The following is a 24,706-nucleotide window of genomic DNA, read 5'->3' as shown; positions in this document are numbered from 1 at the left end:
GGATCCGCGACTGATGACCGGCCACGCGCCGGCCGGCCCGCAGCGGTTGCGCAACTTCGTCGGCGGCGAGTTCGTCGACGGTGGTCCGACGTTTCCCAAGGCCAGCCCGGTGACCGGGGAGCAGGTCTTCGAGGTGGTCGAGGCGTCGAGGTCCACCGTGGACGATGCGGTGGCCGCCGCGCGGGCCGCGCTGCGCGGGCCGTGGGGCCGGATGGGCGAGCGGGAACGCGCCGAGGTGCTGCGCCGGGTCGCCGACGAGTTGGAGCGCCGCTTCGACGACCTGGTCACCGCCGAGGTCGCGGACACCGGCAAGTCCATCGCCCAGGCCCGCACCCTGGACATCCCGCGCGGGGCGGCGAACTTCCGGGCGTTCGCGGAGATCGTGGCGACCGCGCCCACCGAGTCGTTCACGACTGTCACCCCGACCGGCGGTCGGGCGCTCAACTACGCGCTGCGCAAGCCGGTCGGTGTGGTCGCGGTCATCGTGCCGTGGAACCTGCCGCTGCTGCTGCTCACCTGGAAGGTCGCCCCGGCCCTGGCCTGCGGCAACGCCGTGGTGGTCAAGCCCAGCGAGGAGACGCCCGCCTCGGCGACGCTGCTCGCCGAGGTGATGGCCGCCGCCGGTGTACCGGCCGGGGTGTTCAACCTGGTGCACGGGTTCGGGCCGGACTCGGCCGGCGAGTTTCTCACCCGGCACCCGGGCGTGGACGCGATCACCTTCACCGGCGAGTCGGCCACCGGCGGCGCGATCATGCGGGCCGCCGCCGACGGCGTGAAGGCGGTGAGCTTCGAGCTGGGCGGCAAGAACGCCGGCCTGGTGTTCGCCGACGCCGACCTGGACGCGGCGGTGGCCGGGTCGATGCGGTCCAGCTTCACCAACGGCGGGCAGGTGTGCCTCTGCACCGAACGCATCTACGTGCAGCGTCCGGTCTTCGCGGAGTTCACCACCCGGCTCGCGAAGCGGGCCGGTGAGCTGGCGTACGGGTGGCCGACCGACGAGGCCACCGCCACCATGCCGCTGATCTCCCACCAGCACCGGGCGAAGGTGCTCGGCGCGTACGAGCTGGCCCGCGCCGAGGGCGCCGAGGTGTTGACCGGTGGCGGCACGCCCACCTTCGGCGACGCCCGCGACGGCGGATCGTACGTGCAGCCGACGGTGCTCACCGGGCTCGGCCCGGACGCCCGCACCAACCGCGAGGAGATCTTCGGCCCGGTGGTGCACGTGGCGCCGTTCGACACCGAGGACGAGGCGTACGCCCTGGCCGACGGCACCGAGTACGGCCTCGCCGCCAGCGTGTGGACCCGGGACGTGGGCGTCGCGCACCGGGCCGGTGCCCGGCTGGACGCCGGCATCGTCTGGGTCAACACGTGGTTCCTGCGGGACCTGCGCACCCCGTTCGGCGGGGTGAAGGCGTCCGGCATCGGAAGGGAGGGCGGCGTGCACTCGCTGAACTTCTACTCCGAACTCACGAACGTCTGCGTGGACCTGTCGTGATCAGCCGCAGCGAGGGAGCGGGCATGGACGCTGACATCGAGGCCGCCAACCGGGAGCTGGCCGACGCCCGCAGCACCGGCAGACCGTGCCCGCCGCTGCGCGGGCGGCTGCTGCCGGAGGGCGACGTCGAGTCCGCGTACCGTGTGCAGCAGCTCCAGGCGCGGGCCTGGCAGGGCCGGGGCGAACGCCGGGTCGGCGCGAAGATCGGGCTGACGTCGCGGGCGGTGCAGGAGACCTTCGGGGTGTTCCAGCCCGACTTCGGCATGCTGACCGACGCCATGGCGGTCGGCGACGGCGTCGAGGTGGCCATCGACCGGCTGCTCCAACCGCGGGTCGAGGCGGAGATCGCGTTCGTGCTCGACAAGGATCTCCCGAATCCGCAGCTCACCACGGTCGACCTGATCCGCGCGGTCGACCACGTGCTGCCGGCCATCGAGATCGTCGACTCGCGGATCGCGGCCTGGGACATCTCCATCGTGGACACCATCGCGGACAACGCGTCGAGCGGGCTCTTCGTGCTCGGCACCACCCCGCGCCGACTCGCCGACGTGGACCTGCGACTGTGCGGGATGGTGCTGGAGCACGCCGGTGAGCCGGTCTCGGTGGGTGCGGGCGCGGCCTGCCTGGGCAACCCCCTGCACGCCCTGCACTGGCTGGCCGACACGCTCGCCCGCGCCGGTGACCCGCTGCGCGCCGGGGACGTGGTGCTCTCCGGGGCGCTCGGCCCGATGGTGCCGGTCACCCCGGGCGCCGCGTACGAGGCGCGGATCTCCGGGCTCGGCTCGGTGCGGACCGCCTTCACCCGAGGGGAGTCGGCATGAGTGAGCGTCAGCGAGTGAATCATTGGCGCAGGTTTGTGAACGCTCAGGGCGGCATGGAGCGAAGCGGAGTGTCGGCATGAGCGTCGGCGTGGCGGTGCTCGGTTCCGGCAACATCGGCACCGACCTGATGGTCAAGGTGTTGCGGCTGAGCGACAGCCTGCGGATGGTGGCGATGGCCGGCATCGACCCGGCCTCCGACGGCCTGGCCCGGGCCCGCCGCCTCGGCGTGGCCACCACCGCGGACGGCGTGGACGGGCTCGTGGCGATGCCCGAGTTCGCCGACGTCGAGCTGGTCTTCGACGCCACCTCGGCCGGCGCGCACCGACGCCACGACGAGGTGCTGCGCGCGCACGGCCGGACGGTGATCGACCTGACCCCGGCCGCGCTCGGCCCGTACGTGGTGCCGCCGGTCAACCTCGACGAGCACCTGCACGAACCGAACGTCAACATGGTGACCTGCGGCGGGCAGGCCACGGTGCCGATCGTCGCGGCCGTGCGCCGGGTCACCCCGGTGGCGTACGGGGAGATCGTCGCGTCCATCGCCTCCCGCTCGGCCGGGCCGGGCACCCGGGCCAACATCGACGAGTTCACCGAGACCACGGCGCGGGCCATCGAGGTGGTCGGCGGGGCCGAACGGGGCAAGGCGATCATCGTGCTGAACCCGGCGGACCCGCCGCTGCTGATGCGCGACACCGTCTACTGCCTCTGCCCCGACGCCGACGCCGACCGCGCCGCCATCGCCGCCTCGGTGGTGGACATGGTGGCGACGGTCCAGGAGTACGTTCCCGGCTACCGCCTCAAGCAGGACGTGCAGTTCGACCGGGTCGAGGCGTACCTGCCGACGCTCGGGCGGCAGCTCACCGCGTTGCAGGTGTCGGTCTTCCTGGAGGTTTCCGGAGCCGGGCACTACCTGCCGGCGTACGCCGGCAATCTGGACATCATGACCTCCGCCGCGCTGCGCACCGCGGAGCGGCTGGTCGCCAGGCGTTCTCCGGAGGTGGTCGCGCCATGACCGACCTGTACATCCAGGACGTGACGCTGCGCGACGGCATGCACGCCATCGCCCACCGGTACACCGTCGGGCAGGTGCGCACCATCGCCGCCGCGCTGGACGCCGCCGGGGTGGCCGCCATCGAGGTGGCACACGGCGACGGGCTCGCCGGTTCCAGCGTCAACTACGGCCACGGCGCCGCCAGCGACGCCGAGTGGATCTCCGCCGCCGCCGAGGTGATGACGAACGCGAAACTGACCACCCTGCTGCTGCCCGGCATCGGCACCATCGCCGACCTGAGGGCGGCGAAGGCGCTCGGGGTGACAAGCGTCCGCATCGCCACCCACTGCACCGAGGCGGACATCTCCGCCCAACACATCTCCTGGGCCCGGGAGAACGGCATGGACGTCTCCGGGTTCCTGATGATGTCGCACATGAACGATCCGGCCGGGCTCGCCGGGCAGGCCAAGCTCATGGAGTCGTACGGGGCGCACTGCGTCTACGTCACCGACTCCGGCGGCCGGCTGCTGATGTCCGACGTGGCGCAGCGGGTCGACGCGTACCGGCAGGTCCTCGACCCGGACACGCAGATCGGCATCCACGCGCACCACAACCTGTCGCTCGGCGTGGCCAACAGCGTGCTCGCGGTCGAACACGGCCGCATCACCGGGTCCGCGCCGGTCGGCCCGGACGCACCCCACGGCCGGACCGTCCGCGTCGACGCCTCCCTCGCCGGCATGGGCGCGGGAGCCGGCAACGCGCCGCTGGAGGTCTTCGTGGCGGTCGCCGAGCTGCACGGCTGGAAGCACGGCTGCGACGTGTTCGCGCTGATGGACGCCGCCGACGACATCGTCCGCCCGTTGCAGGACCGGCCGGTCCAGGTGGACCGGGAGACGCTCTCCCTGGGGTACGCCGGGGTCTACTCCAGCTTCCTGCGGCACGCCGAACGGGCCTCCGCGAAGTACGGCGTGGACGTCCGGTCGATCCTGGTCGAGCTGGGCCGACGCCGGATGGTCGGCGGCCAGGAGGACATGATCGTGGACGTGGCACTCGACCTGGCCGGCAAGGAGCAGGCTGTGAGCGCGAGGAGTGAGCCGGGTTTGCGAGCCCCGCAGTCGCGAACGGAAGGTGGCTCAGCATGATCGGACCGGACGTCACGGGGATCGCCGACAGGCTGGGCGCGGCGGCCGACACGGCCACCGCGATCCCGCAGCTCGCCGCCGAGACCGGCCTCGACGTGGACACCGCGTACGGCGTGCAGGCCGCGCTTGTGCAGCGCCGGTTGGAACGCGGTGAGCGGCTGGTCGGGCTGAAGATGGGGCTGACCAGCAGGGCGAAGATGGCCCAGGTCGGCGTGGACGAGGTGATCTGGGGGCGGCTCACCGACGCGATGCGGGTGTCCGACGGCGGTGTGGTCGACCCGGCCGCGTACATCCATCCCCGGGTCGAGCCGGAGGTGGCGTTCCTGCTGGACCGGCTGCCCGATCCGGGTGAGCCGGTCGGCGACTTCGCCAGCGCGGTCCGCGCGGTCGCCCCGGCCATCGAGCTGATCGACTCCCGGTACGCGGACTTCCGCTTCTCGCTGCCGGACGTGATCGCCGACAACACCTCGGCCGCCGCGTTCGTGATCGGCCCATGGTCGCCGGTGCCCGACGGCCTGGACAACCTGGGCGTGCTGCTGGAGGTCGACGGTCGGGTGGCGCAGGTCGGCTCGACGGCGGCGATCCTCGGCGATCCGCGCCGGGCGCTCGACGAGGGCATCCGGCTGGCGGGCCGGCACGGGGTGCGGTTGGAGTCCGGCTGGGTCTTCCTGGCCGGTGCCGCGACCGCGGCGGTGCCGCTGCGTCCCGGTGCCCATGTCCGCGCGGTCGTCGAGAAACTCGGCACGGCGTCTTTGCGAGCGTGCCGGTGATCGGCGTGGGGGTTCCGGGCAGCCCGACCGGCTCCGGGCGGTCAGGCTTGATCCCTGCGCCGGTCGGGCTGCCCGGAACCCCTGACCTGGTCTCTGTCGTCGCGCCGGTGCCGGCTGGGGGTGGGTGGTCATGAGCGGCGTTGCTCGGATTGTTGCCGGGAAGGCGACTCCTCGGGGGGCTTTTCCGCACGTCAAGGTGGCGGGTGGGTTCGTCTTTGTCTCCGGTACGTCGTCGCGGCGGGCGGACAACACGTTCGCCGGTGTGTCGGTCGACGGGTTCGGTACGACGAACCTCGACATCCGGGTGCAGACCCGGGCCGTCATCGAGAACATCGGCGACCTGCTGCGGTCGGTCGGCGCGGACCTCGGCGACCTCGTGCAGGTGACGTCGTACCTGGTCAACATGAACGACTTCGGTGGTTACAACGAGGTGTGGGCGGAGTTCTTCGACGCGTCCGGGCCGACCCGCACGACGGTGGCGGTGCACCAGTTGCCGCACCCGCACCTGCTCATCGAAATCCAGGCCGTGGCCCTTCTCCCCTCCGGAGGTCAGTCGTGAGTGAGATCGCCGAGCCGTTCAGCTTTCCGGGTTGGATCGCGGACAACCAGCACCTGTTGAAGCCACCGGTGGGCAACAGGGAGATGTTCCCCGGCGGGGACGACTTCATCGTGATGGTGGTGGGTGGGCCCAACCAGCGCACCGACTTCCACGTGGACCCGTACGAGGAGTTCTTCTACCAGGTCAAGGGCAACATGCACATCAACCTGATGACCCCGGAGGGTCCGCGTACGGTGCACGTGCGCGAGGGGCAGATGTGGATGTTGCCGCGCAACACCCCGCACTCGCCGCAGCGCCCGGAGGCCGGCTCGATCGGCATGGTCGTGGAGCGGGTCCGTGAGGAGGGCACCCTGGAGACCTTCCAGTGGTACTGCCCCGAGTGCGGGCACAAGGTGCACGAGGTGGAGTTGCAGGTCCGCGACATCGCGGCCGACCTGCCGCCGGTGTTCCAGGCGTTCTACGCCGACGAGGCCGCCCGCACCTGCGCCAACTGCGGCACCCTGCACCCGGGCAGGGGCTGATGCCCGCAGGTGTGGTGGACGTGCACACGCACGTCGTACCGAAGGGATGGCCGGACCTCGGCGCGGCGTGCGGCGGGTCGGGTTGGCCCTGGTTGCGGGTCGACTCGGAGCGCGCCGCCATGATCATGCTGGGGGAGACGGAGTTCCGCCCGGTCGGCGCCGAGTGTTGGGACGCGTCGCGCCGACTGGCCGACATGGACGCCGACGGCGTGGACGTGCAGGTGGTCTCGCCGACGCCTGTCTTCTTCAGCTACGACCGCCCGGCCGACCAGGCGGTGAAGGTCGCGCGGATCTTCAACGACCTGACCCTGGAGGTCACCGCGGCCGGGGGCGACCGACTGGTGCCGTTCTGCCAGGTGCCGCTCCAGGATCCGGACGCCGCCTGCGTCGAGTTGGATCGCAGCCTGGCCGCCGGGCACGTCGGCGTGGAGATCGGCAACCATGTCGGCGACCGGGACCTGGACGACGCCGGGGTGGTCACCTTCCTGCAACACTGCGCCGAGGTGGGCGCGCCGGTGTTCGTCCACCCGTGGGACATGCCTGGCGGCCCGCGCCTGGACCGGTGGATGGCCCGGTGGCTCACCGGGATGCCCGCCGAGACGCACCTGTCGGTGCTGGCGATGATCCTGGGTGGCGTCTTCGACCGGGTGCCGGAGACCCTGCGGATCTGCTTCGCGCACGGCGGTGGCAGCTTCCCGTTCTGGCTCGGTCGTGCCGACAACGCCTGGCACCGCCGCGGCGACCTGGTCCGGGGCGCGTCGGTCGCCCCGCCCAGCAGCTATGTCGACAGGTTCAGTGTCGACTCGGTGGTCTTCGCGCCGCCCGCACTGCGGCTGCTCGTCGACACCCTGGGGGAGGACCGGGTGCTGGTCGGCAGCGACTATCCGTACCCGTTGGGCGAACGCCCGGCCGGCGCGGTGGTGCACGCGGCCGACTTCCTCACCGACGACCAACGCGACAAGATCCTCGGCGGTAACGCCCTGCGCTTCCTGCGCGGCTGAGGACCGCCGGTTCTCGGTGGGCAGCGCGTGTCGGCTGCGCCGAGGGCCGGCGACCGGCAGGATGGCGGGATGGCCGAGCCGCACGACCTGACCGCGTTGGAGCAGGCCGCCGCGATGTCCCGCGGCGAACTGTCCAGCGTCGACCTGGTCGAGCACGCTCTGCGCCGGGTGGCGGCGCTCGGCGACACCGTTGGCGCGTTCGTCACCGTCACCGAGGGCCTCGCCCGGCAGGCCGCCCGCGCCGCCGACGCCGTTCCGGCAGAGGAGCGCGGCCCGCTGCACGGCGTGCCGACCGCGATCAAGGACCTGACGCTCACCGCCGAGATCCGCACCACCTTCGGGTCGGCCGCGTTCGTCGACTTCGTCCCGCCGGTCGACGCCGACGTGGTCCGGTTCATCAAGGCCGCCGGCCTGGTCAGCCTCGGTAAGACGACCACCTCCGAGTTGGGCTGCTCGCTCTACTCCGAGGGCCGGGTCGCGCCCCCGGCCCGCAACCCGTGGCAACTGGCGTACACCGCCGGTGGGTCCAGCGGCGGCGCGGCGGCGGCGGTCGCGGCCGGCCTGGTCCCGGTCGCCCAGGGCTCCGACGGCGGCGGCTCCCTGCGCATCCCGGCGTCGCTCTGCGGCCTCGTCGGCTACAAGCCCAGCCGTGGCCTGGTCTCCGGTGGGCCGCTCGGCTTCGGCGCGTTCGGCCTGCCCACCAGCGGCCCGCTCGGGCGGACCGTCACCGACGTCGCCGCGCTGCTCGACGTCATGGCCGTGCCGGTCCCCGGCGAGCCCTACCTGCCGCCGAGCGCGCCGCCGGGCGGCTACCTGGCCGCCGCGCGCCGCGCCGAGCCCGGCCGGCTGCGGATCGGCCGGTTCACCACGCCCATGCTCGCCGACGAGCCGGTGCACCCCGACTGCGTGGCCGCCGTGGACCGGGCCGCCGCGCTGCTCACCGCGGCCGGGCACGAGGTGGTCGAGGTGACACCGCCGCTCGGGCCGGCGGCGTGGCCGCTGTTCGAGATCCTGTGGTACGTGCTGGCGCTCACCCCGGTCCCGCCACAGCGGGAGGCGGACCTGCTGCCGCTGACCCGGCTGCTGCGGGCCCGGGGCGCCGAGATCTCCGCCGGCACCCTGGCCGCCACTCTCGGGGAGTTGCAGGCGCAGGTCCGCCTCGGTGCCCGGCGCACCGCCGGATGCGACCTGCTGCTCTGTCCCACCCTGGCCGCCCCGCAGGCACCCGTCGGCTGGTTCACCGCCGATGGTGACCCGGCGGCCGACTTCGACAGGCAACGCCGGTTCTCGCCCTACTGCGCCATCTTCAACGTCACCGGCGATCCCAGCGTCTCCCTGCCGCTTGGCACCACGACCGACGGCCTGCCCGTCGGTGTGCTGCTCACCGGTCGGTACGGCGACGACACGCGGCTCATCGCGACCGCTGCGCAACTGGAACACCTCAGTGACGGATGGGATCGGCACCCCGCAATCTGGCGGGCCGTCGACTCCGCTAACGTGAATGGTGACGGCGTCGGGCGGTCGACATCATGATCGTCCATCCGACCCGGTTGTTCGAGGTCGTCCTTCTTCCGCCTGGGGGCGTTGGGATTGTCTGTTACCGAGACGTTGCTGGTCTTCGTCGGCATCCCGTTGGCCGCGGTGCTGGTCATCGCCGGCCTGTCGTACGCCGGTAGCCACGGTGGTGCCACCGGCGGTGGCGGTGGCGCCAAGCGCTACCGGCCGGGCCGGCCCTTCGACTTCACTCCGGTCTGGTTCCTGGGCCGCCCGGAGCAGCTGGCCGACTCGGCCGGCACCGCGCTGGAGGCGGGGGCGCAGGCGCCCGCCCTGACCAGCCACAAGCTCGAACAGGCCAGCGTCGAGGCGCCGGCCGGTGGAACCGGAGGCGCAAGTGACCGTTGGTGAGAAGCAGGCCGAGGCGGGAAATCCGCCCGAGGTGCTGGACGGGCCCTTCTCGACCCGCCAGCTCCTGCGCATCGACGAGGCCCTGCGCCTGGCCGACAAGGGCACCGGGCTGGTCTTCTCGGTCTTCGTCGGCGGTCTCGACGAGCCGATCCGCGAGCACGCCCAGCGGCTGCACCGTCAGCTCGCCGACCCCGACAAGTCGGTGCTGATCGCCGTGTCGCCCAACCAGCGCCAGTTGGAGATCATCACCGGGCGGTACGCGCGCAAGCGCATCCCCGACACGTACGCCAAGCTGGCCGCGCTCTCGATGGCGGGTGCGTTCAGCGGCGGCGACCTGGCCGGCGGCATCATCAACGGCCTCGACCAGCTCGCCAGCCACGCCGGCAAGGGCTGAGCTGCTTCCCGTACGACTCGCAAGATCGCCCTCGATCCAGGAAACAGGGGCCTCGGCTACGGCTGAGGCCCCTGTTTCCACGTCAACGCCGTTGCGTTAGGCGGAATGACTGTTCGTCAACCGAGCCTGCATCGCGCCGATCTTGCACTTTCTGCCCCGACATTAGGGGCATTTCCGCTTGAATCAGCGACAGAATGTGCAAGATCGGCGCGATTCTCCTGCTCGCCGCGTCTTGATCTACAAGCCCCGTTAGTCAGCAGCGGGTTGACCCGTCGCAGCACCCTCCCCGCGGAGATCTTGGAAGATTTCGGCCCCTCCAGGGGCACTTTCCTTCCAAGGTCCACAGCCCTAACGCAACGGCGTTGATTTCCACGTTCGAGCACGATCTTCCACACTGATGGTCCGGTGCAGGCGTGTGTGAGCTGGTGTGGAAGTCAGCGCGGCCAGGCGCTCGGATCCAACCTCATCGTCCACGGCTCGTCCACGGTCACCGCGTCGTCCGGACCGATGGTGCCGACCAAGTCGTAGTGCACTTCCTTTATGAGGCGGTAGCGGTAGATGATCGGGCCGAAGTCGCCTCGCTCCACCCGCCAGTAGTGCGGAATGCCCGCTTCAGCGTAGAGAGCGGGTTTGGTGAAGCGGTCATGCCGGCGGCTTGTCGGCGACTCCACCTCGACAACGAGACTGACGCCCTCCGGTTGATGCCAACGCACACCACGTGGGGTGCCTGGCTTGAGCACCGTGATATCCGGGATCAGATTGCCCGCCGGCAGCCCCAGCCCGATCTCACGAATTATCCGCCACCCTTCCGGTGCCGCAGTCCCCATGGCCGTCCGGATGCTGTCGGCCAGTTCGTGGTGATCGTCGTCGGCCGGTGGGGTCACATGCAGGCTCCCGTCGATGATCTCGTAGCGGTTTCCATCCGCGGGAAGGTTGAACAGGTCCTGCTCGCGCCAGGCGCGCGCGGGGGGTCGCCACTCGTCAGTCGGCTGTGCCATCGCGTCCACCTCCTCTCGCCACCATAATGGCCCGGGCCGGCACGGGCTCGCACCCACGCTGGCCCGGGCCGCGTACTCCCTGCTCAGGCGCTCTGGACGTCCTTCGCACGGGCCTTGAGCGCCCGCACGACGCCGTCGCGGCCCTCGGCGACCAGCCGGCGCAGCGGGCCGGGGTGGCCGTCACCGGCCAGCCACGCGTCGGTGGCCGCCACCGTGTCGTCCTCCACCAGGTAGGTCGGGTACGCCAGTTGCGCGAACTCCTGCGCGGGCTCGCTGTCCCGGGTGGCCCACACCTGGCTGACCGCCGCGAAGTACCGCTCCCGGTAGGGCGCGACGAGGTCCACCTGCGCCGGGTGGGCGAGGCCCTGCAACAGTGCCCGGTGCCGCCAGTTGGGCAGGGCGTCCGGGCCGGTCAGCAACGCCCAGACAGCCGCCTTGTTGTCTGCCGTCGGCACCAGCGCGTGTGCGTACGCCGCCTCGCGCTCGCCGCTGGCGGTGCGGTCACCGGCCAGTTCGGCTTCGATCTCGGCGGAACCGGCCGCACCGTTGGCCACCAGCGCGGCGAGCACCGACCAGCGCAGCTCGGTGTCCACGGTCAGCCCGGCCGGCGCACCGGTGCCGTCCAGCCAGCCGCGCAGCGTGGCCAGGTCCTCCTCGGAGCGGGCCGCCGAGGTGAACGCACGGGCCCAGGCGAGCTGGAACCCGCTGCCGGGCTCCGCGTTGGCGAGCGAGTCCCGGGCGGTACGGGCCAGGTCGGCCCAGCCGGTCGGCGCCCAGGACGGGTCGGCGTAGAGGGTGAGCGCGGTGGTCGCCTGCCGCAGGGTGGCGGTGACCAGGTTGATGTCGGTCTCGGCGGGCAGCCCGCTCAGCGTGAGCGCCACGTAGTCGCGGGCGGACAGCTCCGCGTCGCGGATCATGTCCCATGCGGCGGTCCAGCAGAGCGCCCGCGCCAGCGACGACTCGAAGCCACCGATGTGCTGCACCACCGTGGCCATCGAACTGTCGTCGAGGCGCAGCTTGGTGTAGCTCAGGTCGTCGTCGTTGAGCAGCAGCACGTCGGCGGCCCGGACACCGCGCAGCTCGGCGAGGTCGGTCCGCTCGCCGGTCACGTCCACCTCGTGCCGCTCGCGGCGCACCAGCCGCCCGTCGGTCAGGTCGTACAGGCCCACGCCGATCCGGTGAGTGCGTAGCGTCGGGTACGCCGTCGGCGCCTCCTGCCGCACCACCACCTGCTCGTACGTGCCGTCCGCGCCGATGGTCACCTCCGGCCGCAGCGTGTTGACCTGGGCGGTCTCCAACCACTGCGCGGCGAACTTGCGCAACTCCCGGCCGGACGCGGCCTCCAACTCGGTGAGCAGGTCGTCGAAGGTGGCGTTGCCCCAGGCGTGCTTGCCGAAGTAGGCCCGCAGCCCGGCCACGAACGGCTCCTCACCCACGTACGCGACGAGCTGCTTGAGCACGCTCGCGCCCTTGGCGTAGGTGATGCCGTCGAAGTTGACCTCGACGGCCTCCATGTCCGGCATCTCGGTGTAGACCGGGTGGGTGGAGGAGAGCTGGTCCTGCCGGTAGCCCCAGTTCTTGCGGATGGACAGGAACGTCGTCCACGCCTCGGTGAACCGGGTCGCGTTGGTGTTGCACCAGTGGCTGGCCCACTCGGCGAACGACTCGTTCAGCCACAGGTCGTTCCACCAGCGCATGGTGACCAGGTCACCGAACCACATGTGGGCCAGCTCGTGCAGGATCGTGTTGGCCCGCTGCTCGTACTCGAAGTCGGTGACCTGCGAGCGGAACAGGTAGTGCGACTCGGCGTGCGTCACGCAGCCGAAATTCTCCATCGCGCCGGCGTTGAAGTCGGGCACCCAGAGCTGGTCGTACTTCGGCAGCGGGTAGCGCACGCCGAACTTCTCGTGGAAGAAGTCGAAGCCCTGCTTGGTGATCAGGTTGAGATCCTCGGCGTCGAGATGGGCGGCCATGCTCGCGCGGCAGAAGTATCCGAGGTCGATGCCGTCGTGGCTGTCGCGCACCTCGTGGTACGGCCCGGCGCACATCGCCGTGATGTAGGTGCTCATCCGGGGCGACTCGGTGAAGTGCAGCGTCTTGAGCGCCTCACCCGCGGGCTCCTCCCGCTGCACCGGCATGTTGGACACGGCCCGCCAGTGCGCCGGCACGGTGGCGTGCCAGGTGTAGACGCTCTTCAGGTCGGGCTGGTCGAAGCAGGCGAACACCCGCTGCGCGTCGGCGGTCTCGAACTGGCTGTAGAGGTAGGTCTCACCGTCCACCGGGTCCACCGTGCGGTGCAGGCCCTGCCCACTGTTGGAGTAGGCGAAGTCGGCGTCGACCACCAGGGTGTTGTCGCTGGCCAGACCGGACAGGACCAGGCCCTTCTCGGCGGACCAGTCGGAGAGGTCGACAGGAGTGCCGTTGAGCGTCGCGGACCGCACCGACTCGGCGGCCAACTCGATGAAGGTGCTCGCACCCGGTTCGGAGCAGCGGAACCGGACCTCGGTCGTCGACCGGAACGTGCGACCGTCGGCCGCCAGCACGGCGGTGGACAGGTCCAGACTGATGTCATACCCCGTCACGTTGAGCAGGCGGGCCCGCTCGGTCGCCTCGACCTGCGTCAGGTTGCGCACTCCCGGCACTGTTTGTCTCCATCCCACATGTCGCCGTACGCCCGGCGGCGCCCGTTCGCCTACCGCTCGTGGCGGCTGGCCCGATCCGAGTGTTCCATGTACGGGCAGCCCGCGGTGGCCGACGTCACGCTCTCATTCGGGTGCCGGTCGATGCGCCGCGGGGTGAAGATTCTCCCGAGACGCCGACCGCCGCCGGCGCCACCCCGTCGCGAAGGGATCTCACCGTGACCGAACGTGTCACCGCCGACATGTGGTTCGACCCGGCCTGCCCGTGGGCGTGGATCACCTCCCGTTGGCTGCTTGAGGTCGAGCGGATCCGGGACGTGGACATCCGCTTCCACGTGATGAGCCTGTCCGTGCTCAACGACGGCCGGGACGAGCTGTCCGAGGACTACAAGGAGTTCCTGAAGACCGCCTGGGGCCCGGTGCGGGTCTGCATCGCCGCCGAGCAGCGGTACGGCAACGAGGCCCTGCGCCCGCTCTACACCGCGCTCGGCACCCGGATCCACCTGGGCAAGGAGGAGCGGCGCCACGAGCTCTACGTCGCCGCGTTGACCGATGCCGGCCTGGACCCGGCGCTGGCCGCGGCCGCCGAGAGCACCGACTACGACGAGGCGCTGCGGGCCAGCCACGAGGCCGGCATGCGCCCGGTCGGGCAGGACGTCGGCACGCCGGTCGTGCACGCGCCCGGCCCGGACGGCAGCCCTGTCGCGTTCTTCGGCCCGGTGATCACCCCGGCCCCGAAGGGGGAGGCCGCCGGTCGACTCTGGGACGGTGTGCTGCTGGTCGCCGGCACCCCGGGCTTCTACGAGCTCAAGCGCACCCGCGAGCAGGGCCCGATCTTCGACTGAGAGACGCGGGGCTCCCCTGCCGACGCCGGGCGTTGGCGGGGGAGCGCTCCGGACGGCGTACGGCTCGCTCGGCGTGTCGCGGGTCGGCGGCGGCTGCCCCGTCACCGGGAGACCGCCGGGCTCGTTGGCCTGCATGTCCGCCGCAGCGACCCGCAGGAGGGCCGCACCCCGCAGTTCGTGGAGGCAATCCCGATGGCCAAGCACCGCGCGTCCGGTGACGATCAACTGACCCGGCCGGGGGTGATCGAGACACCCGGCGCGGCCTACTGGTCGGTCGACGACTCCCGCTGGCCGGCGGTCCGCCCCGACCTCCCCGCCCACGTGGCGGATCTGCTCGCCCCGCCCATCGTGGTCGGCGTGGCCCGGGTGCCGGTGACCTCCCGCCTGACCTCCGTCGTGCCCGTGGCACCGCTGCTCGCCGATCCCGCGCCGCCGGTCGTCGCGGCGATCGAGCCCGTGCCAGCCGCCGCCGTGGCGTCGGTTCCGGTCCTTCCGTCGGCCGCCGCGCCGGCCCAGCCCGCGCCACCCCCACCGGCCCCGGCCGCCCCGCGTCCGGTGCCGACGCCGCCCCTGAGCCCGCGGCCCGTCCCGGCGCCGCCGCCCGATCGCCCGGTGCCGGGGCCGCCGGCATCACCTCGCCGCGCCGTGAACACCGGGCCGGCCGCGGCCGGTCGACGGGGCAACGCCGGACCGGCGGCGGCGGGCCGGCACCGGCGGGGCGCATCAGACCGCGCCAGCTGACCGGCTCGGCACTTTCATCTGGTGGACCCGGCATGGGTCCCCGACAGTGGCGACACCGCCGCCGGTAGCGTCAGTGGGCATGACGGTCGTGCATCCGATCTCCCGGGCGTGGGTCACCACTGGTGGCACCGGCGCGCAAAACTACGACGAGTTCGCCGACGACGCGGAGATCACCGCGATCATCGAGGCGAACCCGCACAGTGCTCTCGGCATCGAGATGCCGCATCGCGCCCCGCAGAGCCTGGGCACGTCGTTCCTCGACGCGCTGCCGGCCGCGGCGGCCCGCCTCGCCGAGGCCAAGGCCGACGGCAGTTACACCCCCGCCGAGCAGGTGGTGGTGCTCTACCGGATCAGCGCGCCCGGCGACGAGCCGGCATACGGGCTGTTCGCGATGGTGGACACCGACCAGATCTCCACCCGGGCCGACGAGCCGGGCCTGGTCATCCGCAACGAGGACGTCTTCATCGCCAAGGTGCGCGAGCGGGTGGCGCTGGCCGAGACGCTGGGTCACCTGCTCTCCCCCGTACTCCTGCTCCAGACCGGTCGGGGCGACGAGCTGCACGCCGCCCTCGCGGCGGCGACCGAGTCGGCCGGCGCGCCCGCCGCGACGGACACCGACCAGGCGGGCCGCACCCACGCCATCTGGCTGCTCGGCCCCGGCCCGGAGCAGACCACGCTGACCGACCTCGCCGGTGGTGGGGAGCTGGTCGTCGCCGACGGCAACCACCGCAGCCTGGCCGCCCAGACCGGCGGGCTGCCGCGCTTCCTGGCCGTGGTCACCACGCCCGCGTCGGTGGCCATCCAGCCCTACAACCGGCTGGTCAGCGAGCTGACCACCACGCCGGCCGAACTGCTCGACCGGCTGCGGGCGGCGGGCGCCGAGGTCACGCCGATCGACGGCCCGGTCGAGGTCCCGGCGGCCGGCGGCACCGTGCACCTCCGCCTCGGCGATCAGGGGTACGCGGTACGCCTGCCCGCCACGGCCGCGGGCGACCTGGAAAACCTGGACCACGCGCTTGTCGAGCGGCTGCTGCTGCGCGACGCGCTCGGTCTGGACCCGGGCGACAAGCGGATCACCTACGTCGGCGGTGACTACCCGGCGAGCTGGCTCACCGGTGAGGTCGACGCCGGGCGGGCCGAGCTGGCGATCCTGATCGCCCCGGTGACCGTGGCGGACTTCGTCGCGGTGAACCTGGCCCGGGAGAAGATGCCCCGCAAGAGCACCTGGTTCACCCCGAAGGCACGTGGCGGTCTGGTCGTCGCGGAGCTGCCCCGCTGAGCGGTCACGCACCCGAGCGTGTGACGAACCCGGCTCTCCGACGCCGCCCGCGCGACGTCGGAGAGCGCGGCCTGAGAGACTGCGCGGTATGCGCGTCTACCTGGGATCCGATCATGCCGGTTTCGAGTTGAAGGTGCACCTGGCCAACCACCTGGCCAAGCAGGGGTACGACGTGGTCGACGTCGGCCCGCACGGTTACGACCCGGACGACGACTACCCGACGTTCTGCCTGCATACCGGCGACCAGGTGGTGGCCGACGAGACGGGCCTCGGAGTGGTCATCGGTGGGTCCGGCAACGGCGAGCAGATCGCCGCGAACAAGGTCGCCGGGGTCCGCGCGGCGCTGGCCTGGAGCGTGGAGACCGCCCAGTTGGCCCGCCAGCACAACGACGCGAACGTGGTCGCGATCGGTGCCCGTCAGCACACCCTGGACGACGCCACCGGCATCGTCGAGGCGTTCCTGAACACGCCGTTCTCCGGCAACGAGCGGCATGCCCGTCGGATCGCCCAGGTGGCCGAGTACGAGAAGACCCGGCAGTTGCCCGTACTGCCCTGACCGTGGGGTCAGCGCGGCGGGCGGGGCAGCTCCTCGCGGGGCACCCAGTTACGTCGGACGACCACCACCCGGGCCTCGGCCTTGGCCAGGTCGTCGTCGGTGGGGCGGGCCGCGTCCCGGGCCCGTAGCGCGGCACTGAGCCCCACCTGGGACGAACCGGAACCGACCAACCCGCGCAGCCCCCGCTCGCCGTCGCGCTCGTCGCCGCCGGAGTTCCGGCGGCGCGGGGGCGGGTCGTCACCGTCGTGCACACCAGTGGTGCTGGCCGTCGGGCTGTCGGTGCTACGACCGGCCGTCTCCGGGTCGGGATGGTGGTGGCGCAGCCGTCGCCGTCGTCGGTCGGGGTCACCCATCAGCCGACCGTACCCTGCCCGGCGTGCGATTCGGCACTCTCGTGCCGGTCCGCGTCCCGGGCGGGGTCGGCGACCGGTTTGCCGGCTGGTTACCCTCGAATTCAGGCGGTGGTGGTGCCGTCGGTCAGGGGGAGGACGAGATGGCAGACCAGACGCAGCCGTGGGCGGAGCGGACCGTGGAGGTGCCACCGCAGGCCGGCGTCGGGGTGCCGCCGCAGCGTGACGGGTTCCGCCGGGGCGTGGCGCCGGTGGGACAGCCACGCAGCCCGCGGACCGAGCCATTCCCGGTGGTCGAGCAGGAGCCGACCGGCACCGGCTGGCCCGGTGAGCCGGCCCCGCGTCGGCCGCTGAGTTGGCGGATGGCGCAGCTCCGTCGCGGCGGTGAGTGGAGTGCTGCCGCAGGTCTCTTCGCGTTCGTGTGCTGGGGGATCTGGGCGCTCTCCGGTCAGGGTGACCTGAGCGGCCCGCTGCTGGTGCTGGTGCTCAGCCTGCTGGTGGCGGTCGGCCTGTTCGCCCTGTCCCGGCTGGTCGGCCGGATGGTGTGGGAGCGGCAGCTCGGACGGGTGCGGCGCAGCGCCCGAGGTGCCCACCTGGCGACCGCGGTGTTCCTCGTCGGCCTCGGCGTGGCGTGGCTCCAGCAGACCGAGTGGGTCGTCTCGGCCTGGAACTGGATCTCCTCGAACTGAGAGTCGGAGGGACGCCCGGGCGGCCGGCGAACGCCGCCCGCCCGGGCGTCGGCCCCGCGGCGCACCGCGAGGCCGGTCGTCTCCTCCACCAGACAGGGCCGCCGCATACCCCGCTGGCCACGGTTCATCCGTGCGGGACCGGTCCGTCTCGCGCATCCAGCACGCCAGTTTCGGCGCGGTCAGGCGCGGTAAATCGTTTCGGGCCGATGGGACCATGCCCGGGTGAAGAAGATTCCCACGCTTTTTCTCCGCGACCCCGACGGCCGCAAGCACGTCGACGGCAACCCCGAGGGGGTACGGGGCCACCAGCTCGTACCGCACGCCGATGCCGAGCGGTTCGACGTTCCACGCGACCTGGACGGTCGGCGGGCCAAGTCGAAGCGCCGCGACTTCGCCTGAGCCGACAGCGCTGCCGAGCACCGAAGTGGGTGAGGATCCGTGACCTTCGAAATTCGTTGGCGTCGCCCGCTGCACCAACGGGCCGACCCAACCACGACAGTGAGCACCCCGGACGGCGTCCTGGTGCACGAGCGCGCCACCCGTCTGGTCTGTCTCGACCCGGCCGACGGCGTGGCCCGGTGGGACGTACCCATCGGCACCTGGCCCCGCGCGGTCGTGGCCGACGGGTCGCAGTGCTGGGTGATCAGCCAGGTCCGCAACGAGCTGCGCTGCCTCGACGTGCGCAGCGGTGCGGTCCGCTGGAGCGTCGACCTGCCCCACCTCACGGCTCACATCGTCGTGGTCGGCGATCGGGTGCTGGTGGGCGGTTGGCGGGGCTACACGGGCCTGCGGGCGTTCGATCGGTGGACCGGCACCCCGCTCTGGGCCGACCGGCAGCGGACGGCAACCGTGCTGCCGACCGCTGTCGGCGAACGGGTGCTCGTCGGGGGCGGCACGTCGGTGCGGCTGCTCGACGTGCGCGACGGCGCCGAGGTATGCCGCTGGAGCCTGCCGGAACCCCTGATGGGCGGCGACGGACAGTGGCAGGCGTTCGTGGCGGCCGGCCCGGATCGGTTCCTGCTGCGCTGTGGGGCACGGACGCTGTGGCAGGTCCGTCCGGACGCGGGCACAGCCGGCGAGTTCTTCCGGCACGACCGCGACCTGGCCGACACGGGCATCAGCACCGTCGGCGCGGTGGTGTGGGCGCGCGAGCGCCGGGGCGGTGCCGTCGCGCTGGACCTGACCACCGGTGCGTTCCGTTGGCGGGTCAGCGCCGGGCCGGACTCGGTGGACCAGGTCGTCCCGGCCGCCACCGGGCACGTGCTGGCCACCGGGCGACCCGGCCTGCTGCTGCTCGTCGACGATACCGGCCGGCCCCGCGAGCGCCGCCTGGTCGACCAGCAGATCAGCGGGCTGCGCGTGTCGACGCCGGGTGTCCTGCTGGTGGCCGGCAAGGGCTCGCTTCTCGCGGTGGACGCCGCCACGCCGACGGCGTGAGCGGTTTGTCGCCTCCGGACGCCGTACGGCGTTGATCCCCCCGGGAACGTACGCGAGTTTCGGAGCAACCCTCCGGGTCGGACCCCGCGTGACTATCTCGAAACGGGGATCGGAGGCCTGAATGAGCGATCGCGACGAGGCGTTCGCCGAGTACTTCGCGGCGCGGTCCGCTGCCATGCGCGCCACCGCGTACCTGCTGTGCGGCGACTGGCATCGGGCGGAAGACCTGGTACAGACCACTTTCGTCAAGCTCTACCGGGTCTGGCACCGGATCTCGCGGCACGAGGTGCTCGACAGCTACGTCCGCCAGATCCTGATCCGCACCTTCCTCGACGAGCGGCGTCGCGGCTGGTGGCGGCGCGAACGGGTGGGGGGCGAGGACGCCGAGCAGACGGCCGTTCCCGACTCGCCGGAGAGCAGGCTGGTCCTGCTCCAGGCCCTGGCCCGCGTCGCACCGCGCCAACGGGCCGTGCTGGTCCTGCGCTACTGGGAGGACCAGTCGATCGAGGACGTCGCCGCGCTGCTGGAGTGCTCTCCAGGGACGGTGAAGAGCCAGGCGGCACGCGGGCTCGACACTCTGCGCGGCCTCCTGGCACCCACCTACAGCGGGACCGAGATGGGGGAGCGATGAACGGACAAGAACTGCGCGACGCGTTGCGCACCGAGATGGCGAGCACCACCCCGCCACCACCACTGAGTACGCAGGCCGCGCTCGGTGCGGCGCGCCGGGCGCGTTTTCGCCGCCGAGCGGTGTGGGCGTCGCTCGGATCGGCGGCTGTGGTGTTGGCGGTCGCCGGCTTCGCGGCCGTCGGCAGCCCGCAGGACCCCGTCTACCAACCGGCGGGCGGAGGGTTCCCCATCTCTCCGGATTCGTCGACGGACACGAAGGAACCCTGGCCGACCGGTCCCGACGGTCAACCGCAGGAGGACCGGACGGCCCGGGCCGGTTCCCAGTACGACCGGGGGGTCCGACTGCTCAACGAAGTCGTCGCCGTCGTGCCCGCCGGCTACACCGCTCCGGAGGATCCGGCGGACCAGCCCGCCGACCAGCGGATGTTGCGGACCCAGCAGGCGCAGTTCGAGGAGAAGGTGAACGGCGTCGACAGGTGGAGTTACCTGACCACGGTCGCCGTGGCCCAGGGCATCGGCACCGGACGGGTGATCGTCGAGGTGCACGACGCCGGCAACCAGTTGCCGACCGAGCCGTGCGCCCTGGCCCGCAGCTTCTGGGGCATGCAGGGCGAATGCCGGGTCGAGACCGTCGGGGCGGCGCAGGTCGGCGTGGTGGTCCGACCGGGCAGCGACGACCGGCTCGACCAGTGGTCGGCGTACCGGCACCCGGATGGCGTGGTGGTCTACGTGGCGCAGGGCGCGAAGCTCGACGAGACCCGGCCGTCGTTGAAGAGGTTGCCGTTCTCCGTGCGGCAGTTGGCGGCCCTCGCGGTCGACGACCGGTTCCACCTGCGGTGACCCGTCCCCGCCCGGGCTCCGGCCCGGGCGGGGTCGCTCGCCGCGTCCTACTCGACGTACGCCAACTGCACGAGGGTGGTGCGACGGCCACGACGCACCAGCCGCCCCCGGCCGGGTGGTTGGACGGAGAGGTGGGCCTGCGGCCAGAGTTGGCCCTCCTGCCGCTCGCCGGACAGCAGCAGCCCCGCGCAGCCGACCTCCTTCATCCGCTGCGGCACCGGCTCGTGGACCGCCCGGCCGGCACCGCCACTGCGTCGCGCCAGCACCAGGTGGAAGCCGAGGTCCTTCGACTGCGGCAGGAACTCCAGGAACGGCGCCAACGGCCCGGCGCCGCCACCGGAGAGCAGGTCGTAGTCGTCGCAGAGCACCACGACCTCCGGACCCTTCCACCACGACCGGCTGCGGAGCTGGTCGACGGTCAGGGTGTCCGGAGGTAGCCGGTTGCGGATCTCGCCGGCAACGCCCGCCACCAACCCCTGGGCGGCGGTGGCGGTGCCCGCGTACGCGGCGAGATAGGCGTCGGGTACGGCGTCCAACATGGTGCGTCGCAGGTCGATGACCGCGAAGACCAACTCGTCGTCGGTGAACTGGGCGGTCAGGTCCCGGACCAGCAGGCGAAGCAGCGAGGTCTTGCCGCTGGCCGAGTCACCGAAGACGAGCAGGTGCGGGTCGGTGCCGAACAGGTCGAGCATGGTGGGTCGCAACTCCGCCTCGTCGAGCCCGAGCCGAACCCGCCCGTCGGCGGGGAGCCCGGTGGCCACCTCGTCGTACCCGATCATGCTGGGCAGCATCCGGATGGCCGGGGCCGACGGGCCGGTCCAGGCCGTCGCCACCCGGGACACCAGGTCGTCCAGGCCCTTCGGCAGGGTGCGAACGTCGTCGCTGCCGTCGATGCGGGGCAGTGCGATGTGCGCGGTCAGGGCGTCCTGGGTCAGGCAACGGCCCGGGGTGTCGGCGCGCAGGTTCTCCGCGGCCTGCCGCTTGATCGCCGAGTCCAGTGGGTCGTTCAACCGGAACTCGATCTTCGAGCCGATCACCGCCTGGAGCTGCATCCGCAGGTCCGACCAACGGCCGGCGGTCAGCACCAGGTGTACGGCGTACCCGAGCCCCCGGGCACCGATGTCCTGGACGAGATCGGCGAGATCCTCGAACTCCGTCTTCAACACCGGATAGTTGTCGATCACCAGCACGACGTCGGCGGCGGCCAGCTCGGGCAGCCGCCCCTCCCGGTGCATCTGCCGCATCGTGTCGATCGAGTCGATGCCGTGTGCGGCGAACAGCTCCTCCCGTTCGGTCATCAGCATGCTGACCTCGGTCACCGTCCGGCGGATCCGGTCCGGGTCCAGTCGACCGGCAACCCCGCCGACGTGCGGGAGCCCGGCCAGCGCGTTGAGCGCACCGCCACCGACGTCGACGCAGTAGAACGCGATGTCCTGCGGCGTGTGGGTCAGCGCGGCACCGGCCACCAGGCTGCGCAGCAGCGTCGACTTGCCGGTCTGCGGCGCACCGAGCACGCAGACGTGTCCACCCGCGCCGGAGATGTCCAGCACGAACGGTTCCTGTTTCTGTTCGGTGGGCCGGTCGAGCAGGCCGAGCGGGATCCGCAGCCGACCGCGCCGCTCCACCGGGGCCACCAGGCCGTATGCCGGATCTGTCTCCAACGGGCCGACGACGGAGTCCAGCGGCAGCGAGGCCGGTAGCGGGGGCAGCCAGATCCGGTGTGCCTGCCGTCCGTGCTCGCGTAGCCGGTCGACCACCACGTCCAGGGTGCTCGGCGCGGAGACGCTCTCGTCGGCCTCCGCCGACTCCTCGGTCGTCAACGGCTTCGGCAGGTGTCGGGCCACGTTGTACATCAGGAAGACCGTCGGATCGGGTGCGGCGTCCACCACCTCCTCGCCGGCCGGCGGGCGATACGTGCCGGACACGTACGCCGCCTTGAACCGTTCGAAGACAGTGGTGTCGACCTTCAGGTAACCCGACCCGGGCAGCGGTGGCAGCCGGTACGCGTCGGGCACCCCCAGCACGGTGCGGCTCTCCTGCTCGTTGAAGGTGCGCAACCCCAGCCGGTACGACAGGAACGACTCCAGCCCGCGCAGCCGGCCCTCCTCCAACCGCTGCGAGGCGAGCATCTGGTGGATCCCGATCGACCGGCCGATCCGGCCGATGGCGATGAACAGCTCGATGAAGTCCGGTTTGGCGGTTAGCAGCTCACTGAACTCGTCGATGATCACCATCAGGTTGGGCAGTGGCGGCAACGGCCGGCCCGCGTCCCGCCGCCTGTTGTACTCGGTGATGTTGGCCAACTGCCCGGCGTCGAGCAGGATCTGCTGGCGGCGCTTCATCTCCCCCTGGATCGCGTCGTGCAGCCGGTCTACCAGGCCGGCGTCGTCGGACAGGTTCGAGATCATCGCCGAGGTGTGCGGCAGGTGTTCCAACCCGGCGAAGGTGGCACCGCCCTTGTAGTCGACGAGCACCAGGCTCAGCCGCTCGGGCGGGTGCGTCATCGCCAGGGTGAGCACCAGCGTCCGCAGGACCTCGGACTTGCCGGAGCCGGTCGCGCCGACGCAGAGCCCGTGCGGGCCCATCCCGCCCAACGCGGCCTCCTTGATGTCCAGGTGCACCGGGTTGCCGTCCGGGCCCACCCCGAACGGCACCGTGAGGAAGTCGGGAAGCATCCGGGGCGCCCACAGGGAACGCACGTCGTAGCTCGCCTCGTCGACGATGCCGAGCAGCCCCCGCAGGTCGACGGTCGCCTCCAGCGGGGCGTCCTCCACCGTGTCGGCCACCAGCCGCAGCGGCGAGACCCGCCGGGCCAGCGACTCCATCTCCGATAGGTCGAGCTTGTCGACAGTGCCGGTGGACGCGCCGCGCAGCCGCTCGCGCTCGGCCAGGATCACCTGTGCCCGGGTGTCGGTGACCTTGCGCAGGTCCTGCACGGTGACCCGGTCGTCCTCGCAGAGCACCCGCACGTCCACGTGGGACGGCTCGTGCTGCCGGTCGTCGACGAGCACCACCACCGCCATGCCCAGGTCCTCGGGGGCGAGACCGGCCTCAAGGTGACCGAGTGGGTCGGCCCGCCCGGCGGAGATCTGGTCGACCACGACGACCAACCGGCTGCCCCGGAACCGGTGCTGGGGATCGCCCAGTCGCCGGGCCCGGTTGACCTCACCGACGCGCCGGGACAGCTCCGCGGTGAGCAGCGCCGCCAGTGCCATCGGCTCGGCCGCCACCAGCCGCTGCGGGGCCGGCCCGTCGAACTCGCTCGGGTGCAGGCAGTGCGGAAGCCACTTCAACCAGTCGAACTCCGGCCCGGCGGTGCCGCCGAGCAGCCACGCGAGACGTACGTCGTCCGGGGCGTGCAGGGTGGCGAGCTGCGCCACCAGCACCCGCACCAGGTTGCGGGTGGCGCCTGGGCTGCCCACCACCGAGACCACACCGGTGACCGGCACCGCGACCGGCATGCCGTCGAGCAGGCGGTCCCGGTCGACCACCAACCGGGCGGCGGCCAGGGTGACCGGGTCCAGGTCGACCATGGGGTTGTTCTCGTCGGCCTGGAGGGTGACCCGGCGCCACAGGCGATCCTGCCCGTGCCCGACGCGCAGCACCAGGAAGTCCGGGTCGGCCAGCCGTCGCTCCCACCGCCGGTGCGGGTCACGGAGCAGGTCCGGCAGCACCTCCGGGGCCGGGTGCCGGTGCTGGGCCGCGGCCCGCTGGGTGACCGCGTCCGCCCGGATCTGGTCGCGGATCCGGTCGATGTACTCCAGGTAGCGCTGCCGCTGTCGGGAGAAGCGGCGGGCCGCGCCGGTGCGCTGGGTGACGTACGCGGCGATGCCGCCGAACACCGTGGCGACAAGCATGCCGAGCCCGGCGATCATCATGATCGGGTTTTGGTTGGCCATCATCATGAGCAACATGCCGGCCCCGCCCATGATCGGGAGGAAGACCTGCATGACGCCCGCGAACCCACCGCCGCCGTCGGGCACCGCCGGTGGTGAGACCACGTCGAGCGCGGTCGACTCCGGCTCCGGTGGTGGGACCCGGGCTGGTCGGTGAATCACCCGCTGCGTCATCGCGACCCCCTCCGGGCCGAACCGATCAGTGCC

24 protein-coding genes are annotated in these 24,706 nt (G+C 72.0%); 20 read left to right on the top strand and 4 right to left on the bottom strand.

The features are described 5' to 3' along the window. The first annotated feature begins 13 nt into the window (after positions 1-13). The 11 genes from ACGFIW_RS10860 to ACGFIW_RS10810 all read left to right on the top strand — a co-directional run bounded on the left by ACGFIW_RS10860 (position 14) and on the right by ACGFIW_RS10810 (position 9,599). Positions 14-1,495, top strand: coding sequence for a 2-hydroxymuconic semialdehyde dehydrogenase (locus tag ACGFIW_RS10860; RefSeq protein WP_393313994.1), 1,482 nt, complete (start codon positions 14-16; stop codon positions 1,493-1,495). A 23-nt stretch (positions 1,496-1,518) separates the two neighbouring features. Further along, complete coding sequence (locus tag ACGFIW_RS10855) at positions 1,519-2,316, top strand: 2-keto-4-pentenoate hydratase (RefSeq protein WP_393312899.1); 798 nt, start codon at positions 1,519-1,521, stop codon at positions 2,314-2,316. A 76-nt stretch (positions 2,317-2,392) separates the two neighbouring features. Continuing rightward, complete coding sequence (locus tag ACGFIW_RS10850) at positions 2,393-3,328, top strand: acetaldehyde dehydrogenase (acetylating) (protein WP_393312897.1); 936 nt, start codon at positions 2,393-2,395, stop codon at positions 3,326-3,328. Beyond that, on the top strand, positions 3,325-4,449 hold the full coding sequence (dmpG, locus tag ACGFIW_RS10845) for a 4-hydroxy-2-oxovalerate aldolase (RefSeq protein ID WP_393312895.1): 1,125 nt from the start codon (positions 3,325-3,327) through the stop codon (positions 4,447-4,449). The genes ACGFIW_RS10850 and dmpG overlap by 4 nt, the downstream gene beginning before the upstream one ends. Next, a complete protein-coding gene (locus ACGFIW_RS10840; RefSeq protein ID WP_393312893.1) occupies positions 4,446-5,219 on the top strand; it encodes a 2-keto-4-pentenoate hydratase in 774 nt (257 codons plus the stop codon). Before dmpG ends, ACGFIW_RS10840 begins: the two co-directional genes overlap by 4 nt. Before the next feature lie 130 nt (positions 5,220-5,349). Then, on the top strand, positions 5,350-5,778 hold the full coding sequence (locus ACGFIW_RS10835) for a RidA family protein (protein WP_393312891.1): 429 nt from the start codon (positions 5,350-5,352) through the stop codon (positions 5,776-5,778). Then, on the top strand, positions 5,775-6,299 hold the full coding sequence (locus tag ACGFIW_RS10830) for a 3-hydroxyanthranilate 3,4-dioxygenase (RefSeq protein ID WP_393312889.1): 525 nt from the start codon (positions 5,775-5,777) through the stop codon (positions 6,297-6,299). Before ACGFIW_RS10835 ends, ACGFIW_RS10830 begins: the two co-directional genes overlap by 4 nt. Beyond that, on the top strand, positions 6,299-7,300 hold the full coding sequence (locus tag ACGFIW_RS10825) for an amidohydrolase family protein (protein ID WP_393312887.1): 1,002 nt from the start codon (positions 6,299-6,301) through the stop codon (positions 7,298-7,300). Before ACGFIW_RS10830 ends, ACGFIW_RS10825 begins: the two co-directional genes overlap by 1 nt. A 69-nt stretch (positions 7,301-7,369) precedes the next feature. Further along, positions 7,370-8,833 (top strand): amidase, encoded by a 1,464-nt coding sequence (locus ACGFIW_RS10820; protein WP_393312885.1) that lies wholly within the window; start codon positions 7,370-7,372, stop codon positions 8,831-8,833. 75 nt (positions 8,834-8,908) lie between these two features. Beyond that, on the top strand, positions 8,909-9,205 hold the full coding sequence (locus tag ACGFIW_RS10815; protein ID WP_357559739.1) for a hypothetical protein: 297 nt from the start codon (positions 8,909-8,911) through the stop codon (positions 9,203-9,205). After that, a complete protein-coding gene (locus tag ACGFIW_RS10810) occupies positions 9,192-9,599 on the top strand; it encodes a DUF5130 family protein (RefSeq protein WP_393312883.1) in 408 nt (135 codons plus the stop codon). Before ACGFIW_RS10815 ends, ACGFIW_RS10810 begins: the two co-directional genes overlap by 14 nt. A gap of 434 nt (positions 9,600-10,033) precedes the next feature. On the opposite strand, the gene ACGFIW_RS10805 is transcribed toward ACGFIW_RS10810, so the two are convergent. Together ACGFIW_RS10805 and pepN are read right to left on the bottom strand one after the other, a co-directional pair. Beyond that, positions 10,034-10,597 carry a Uma2 family endonuclease gene (locus ACGFIW_RS10805; protein WP_393312881.1) on the bottom strand — a complete coding sequence of 188 codons (564 nt, stop codon included), beginning with the start codon at positions 10,595-10,597 and terminating at the stop codon, positions 10,034-10,036. A gap of 83 nt (positions 10,598-10,680) precedes the next feature. Further along, positions 10,681-13,230 (bottom strand): aminopeptidase N, encoded by a 2,550-nt coding sequence (gene pepN / locus ACGFIW_RS10800; RefSeq protein WP_393312879.1) that lies wholly within the window; start codon positions 13,228-13,230, stop codon positions 10,681-10,683. Between the two features lie 224 nt (positions 13,231-13,454). On the opposite strand from pepN, the gene ACGFIW_RS10795 reads away from it, so the two are divergent. From ACGFIW_RS10795 to ACGFIW_RS10780, 4 genes are all read left to right on the top strand, one after another. Then, complete coding sequence (locus ACGFIW_RS10795) at positions 13,455-14,081, top strand: disulfide bond formation protein DsbA (RefSeq protein ID WP_393312877.1); 627 nt, start codon at positions 13,455-13,457, stop codon at positions 14,079-14,081. Between the two features lie 192 nt (positions 14,082-14,273). Beyond that, positions 14,274-14,822, top strand: coding sequence for a hypothetical protein (locus ACGFIW_RS10790; protein WP_393312875.1), 549 nt, complete (start codon positions 14,274-14,276; stop codon positions 14,820-14,822). 79 nt (positions 14,823-14,901) lie between these two features. After that, complete coding sequence (locus tag ACGFIW_RS10785) at positions 14,902-16,101, top strand: DUF1015 family protein (protein WP_393312873.1); 1,200 nt, start codon at positions 14,902-14,904, stop codon at positions 16,099-16,101. Between the two features lie 88 nt (positions 16,102-16,189). Next, entirely contained in the window at positions 16,190-16,657 is a 468-nt protein-coding gene (locus ACGFIW_RS10780; protein WP_393312871.1) for a ribose-5-phosphate isomerase, read from the top strand. A gap of 8 nt (positions 16,658-16,665) precedes the next feature. On the opposite strand, the gene ACGFIW_RS10775 is transcribed toward ACGFIW_RS10780, so the two are convergent. Beyond that, positions 16,666-17,010 (bottom strand): hypothetical protein, encoded by a 345-nt coding sequence (locus ACGFIW_RS10775; protein ID WP_393312869.1) that lies wholly within the window; start codon positions 17,008-17,010, stop codon positions 16,666-16,668. Positions 17,011-17,150: 140 nt separating this feature from the next. Here ACGFIW_RS10775 and ACGFIW_RS10770 point away from each other — a divergent pair, with 140 nt between their 5' ends. The 5 genes from ACGFIW_RS10770 to ACGFIW_RS10750 all read left to right on the top strand — a co-directional run bounded on the left by ACGFIW_RS10770 (position 17,151) and on the right by ACGFIW_RS10750 (position 20,603). Further along, positions 17,151-17,696, top strand: coding sequence for a hypothetical protein (locus ACGFIW_RS10770; protein ID WP_357525417.1), 546 nt, complete (start codon positions 17,151-17,153; stop codon positions 17,694-17,696). A 222-nt stretch (positions 17,697-17,918) separates the two neighbouring features. Further along, positions 17,919-18,095, top strand: coding sequence for a hypothetical protein (locus ACGFIW_RS10765; RefSeq protein ID WP_393312867.1), 177 nt, complete (start codon positions 17,919-17,921; stop codon positions 18,093-18,095). Between the two features lie 39 nt (positions 18,096-18,134). Then, the gene (locus ACGFIW_RS10760; RefSeq protein ID WP_393312865.1) at positions 18,135-19,133 is read left to right on the top strand and encodes a PQQ-binding-like beta-propeller repeat protein; all 999 of its coding nucleotides are present in this window, start codon (positions 18,135-18,137) and stop codon (positions 19,131-19,133) included. Positions 19,134-19,254: 121 nt separating this feature from the next. Then, positions 19,255-19,764, top strand: coding sequence for a SigE family RNA polymerase sigma factor (locus tag ACGFIW_RS10755; protein ID WP_393312863.1), 510 nt, complete (start codon positions 19,255-19,257; stop codon positions 19,762-19,764). After that, positions 19,761-20,603 (top strand): hypothetical protein, encoded by an 843-nt coding sequence (locus tag ACGFIW_RS10750; protein ID WP_393312861.1) that lies wholly within the window; start codon positions 19,761-19,763, stop codon positions 20,601-20,603. The genes ACGFIW_RS10755 and ACGFIW_RS10750 overlap by 4 nt, the downstream gene beginning before the upstream one ends. Positions 20,604-20,650: 47 nt before the next feature. Here ACGFIW_RS10750 and eccCa read toward each other — a convergent pair whose 3' ends face one another. Next, positions 20,651-24,673, bottom strand: coding sequence for a type VII secretion protein EccCa (eccCa, locus tag ACGFIW_RS10745; protein WP_393312859.1), 4,023 nt, complete (start codon positions 24,671-24,673; stop codon positions 20,651-20,653). Between the last annotated feature and the right edge of the window lie 33 nt (positions 24,674-24,706).

This window comes from Micromonospora sp. NPDC048935, assembly GCF_043197875.1.
Classification (GTDB): Bacteria; Actinomycetota; Actinomycetes; order Mycobacteriales; family Micromonosporaceae; genus Micromonospora.
Note: the sequence above shows the minus strand (reverse complement) of the source record. Positions and strands in the feature narration are given on the sequence as shown.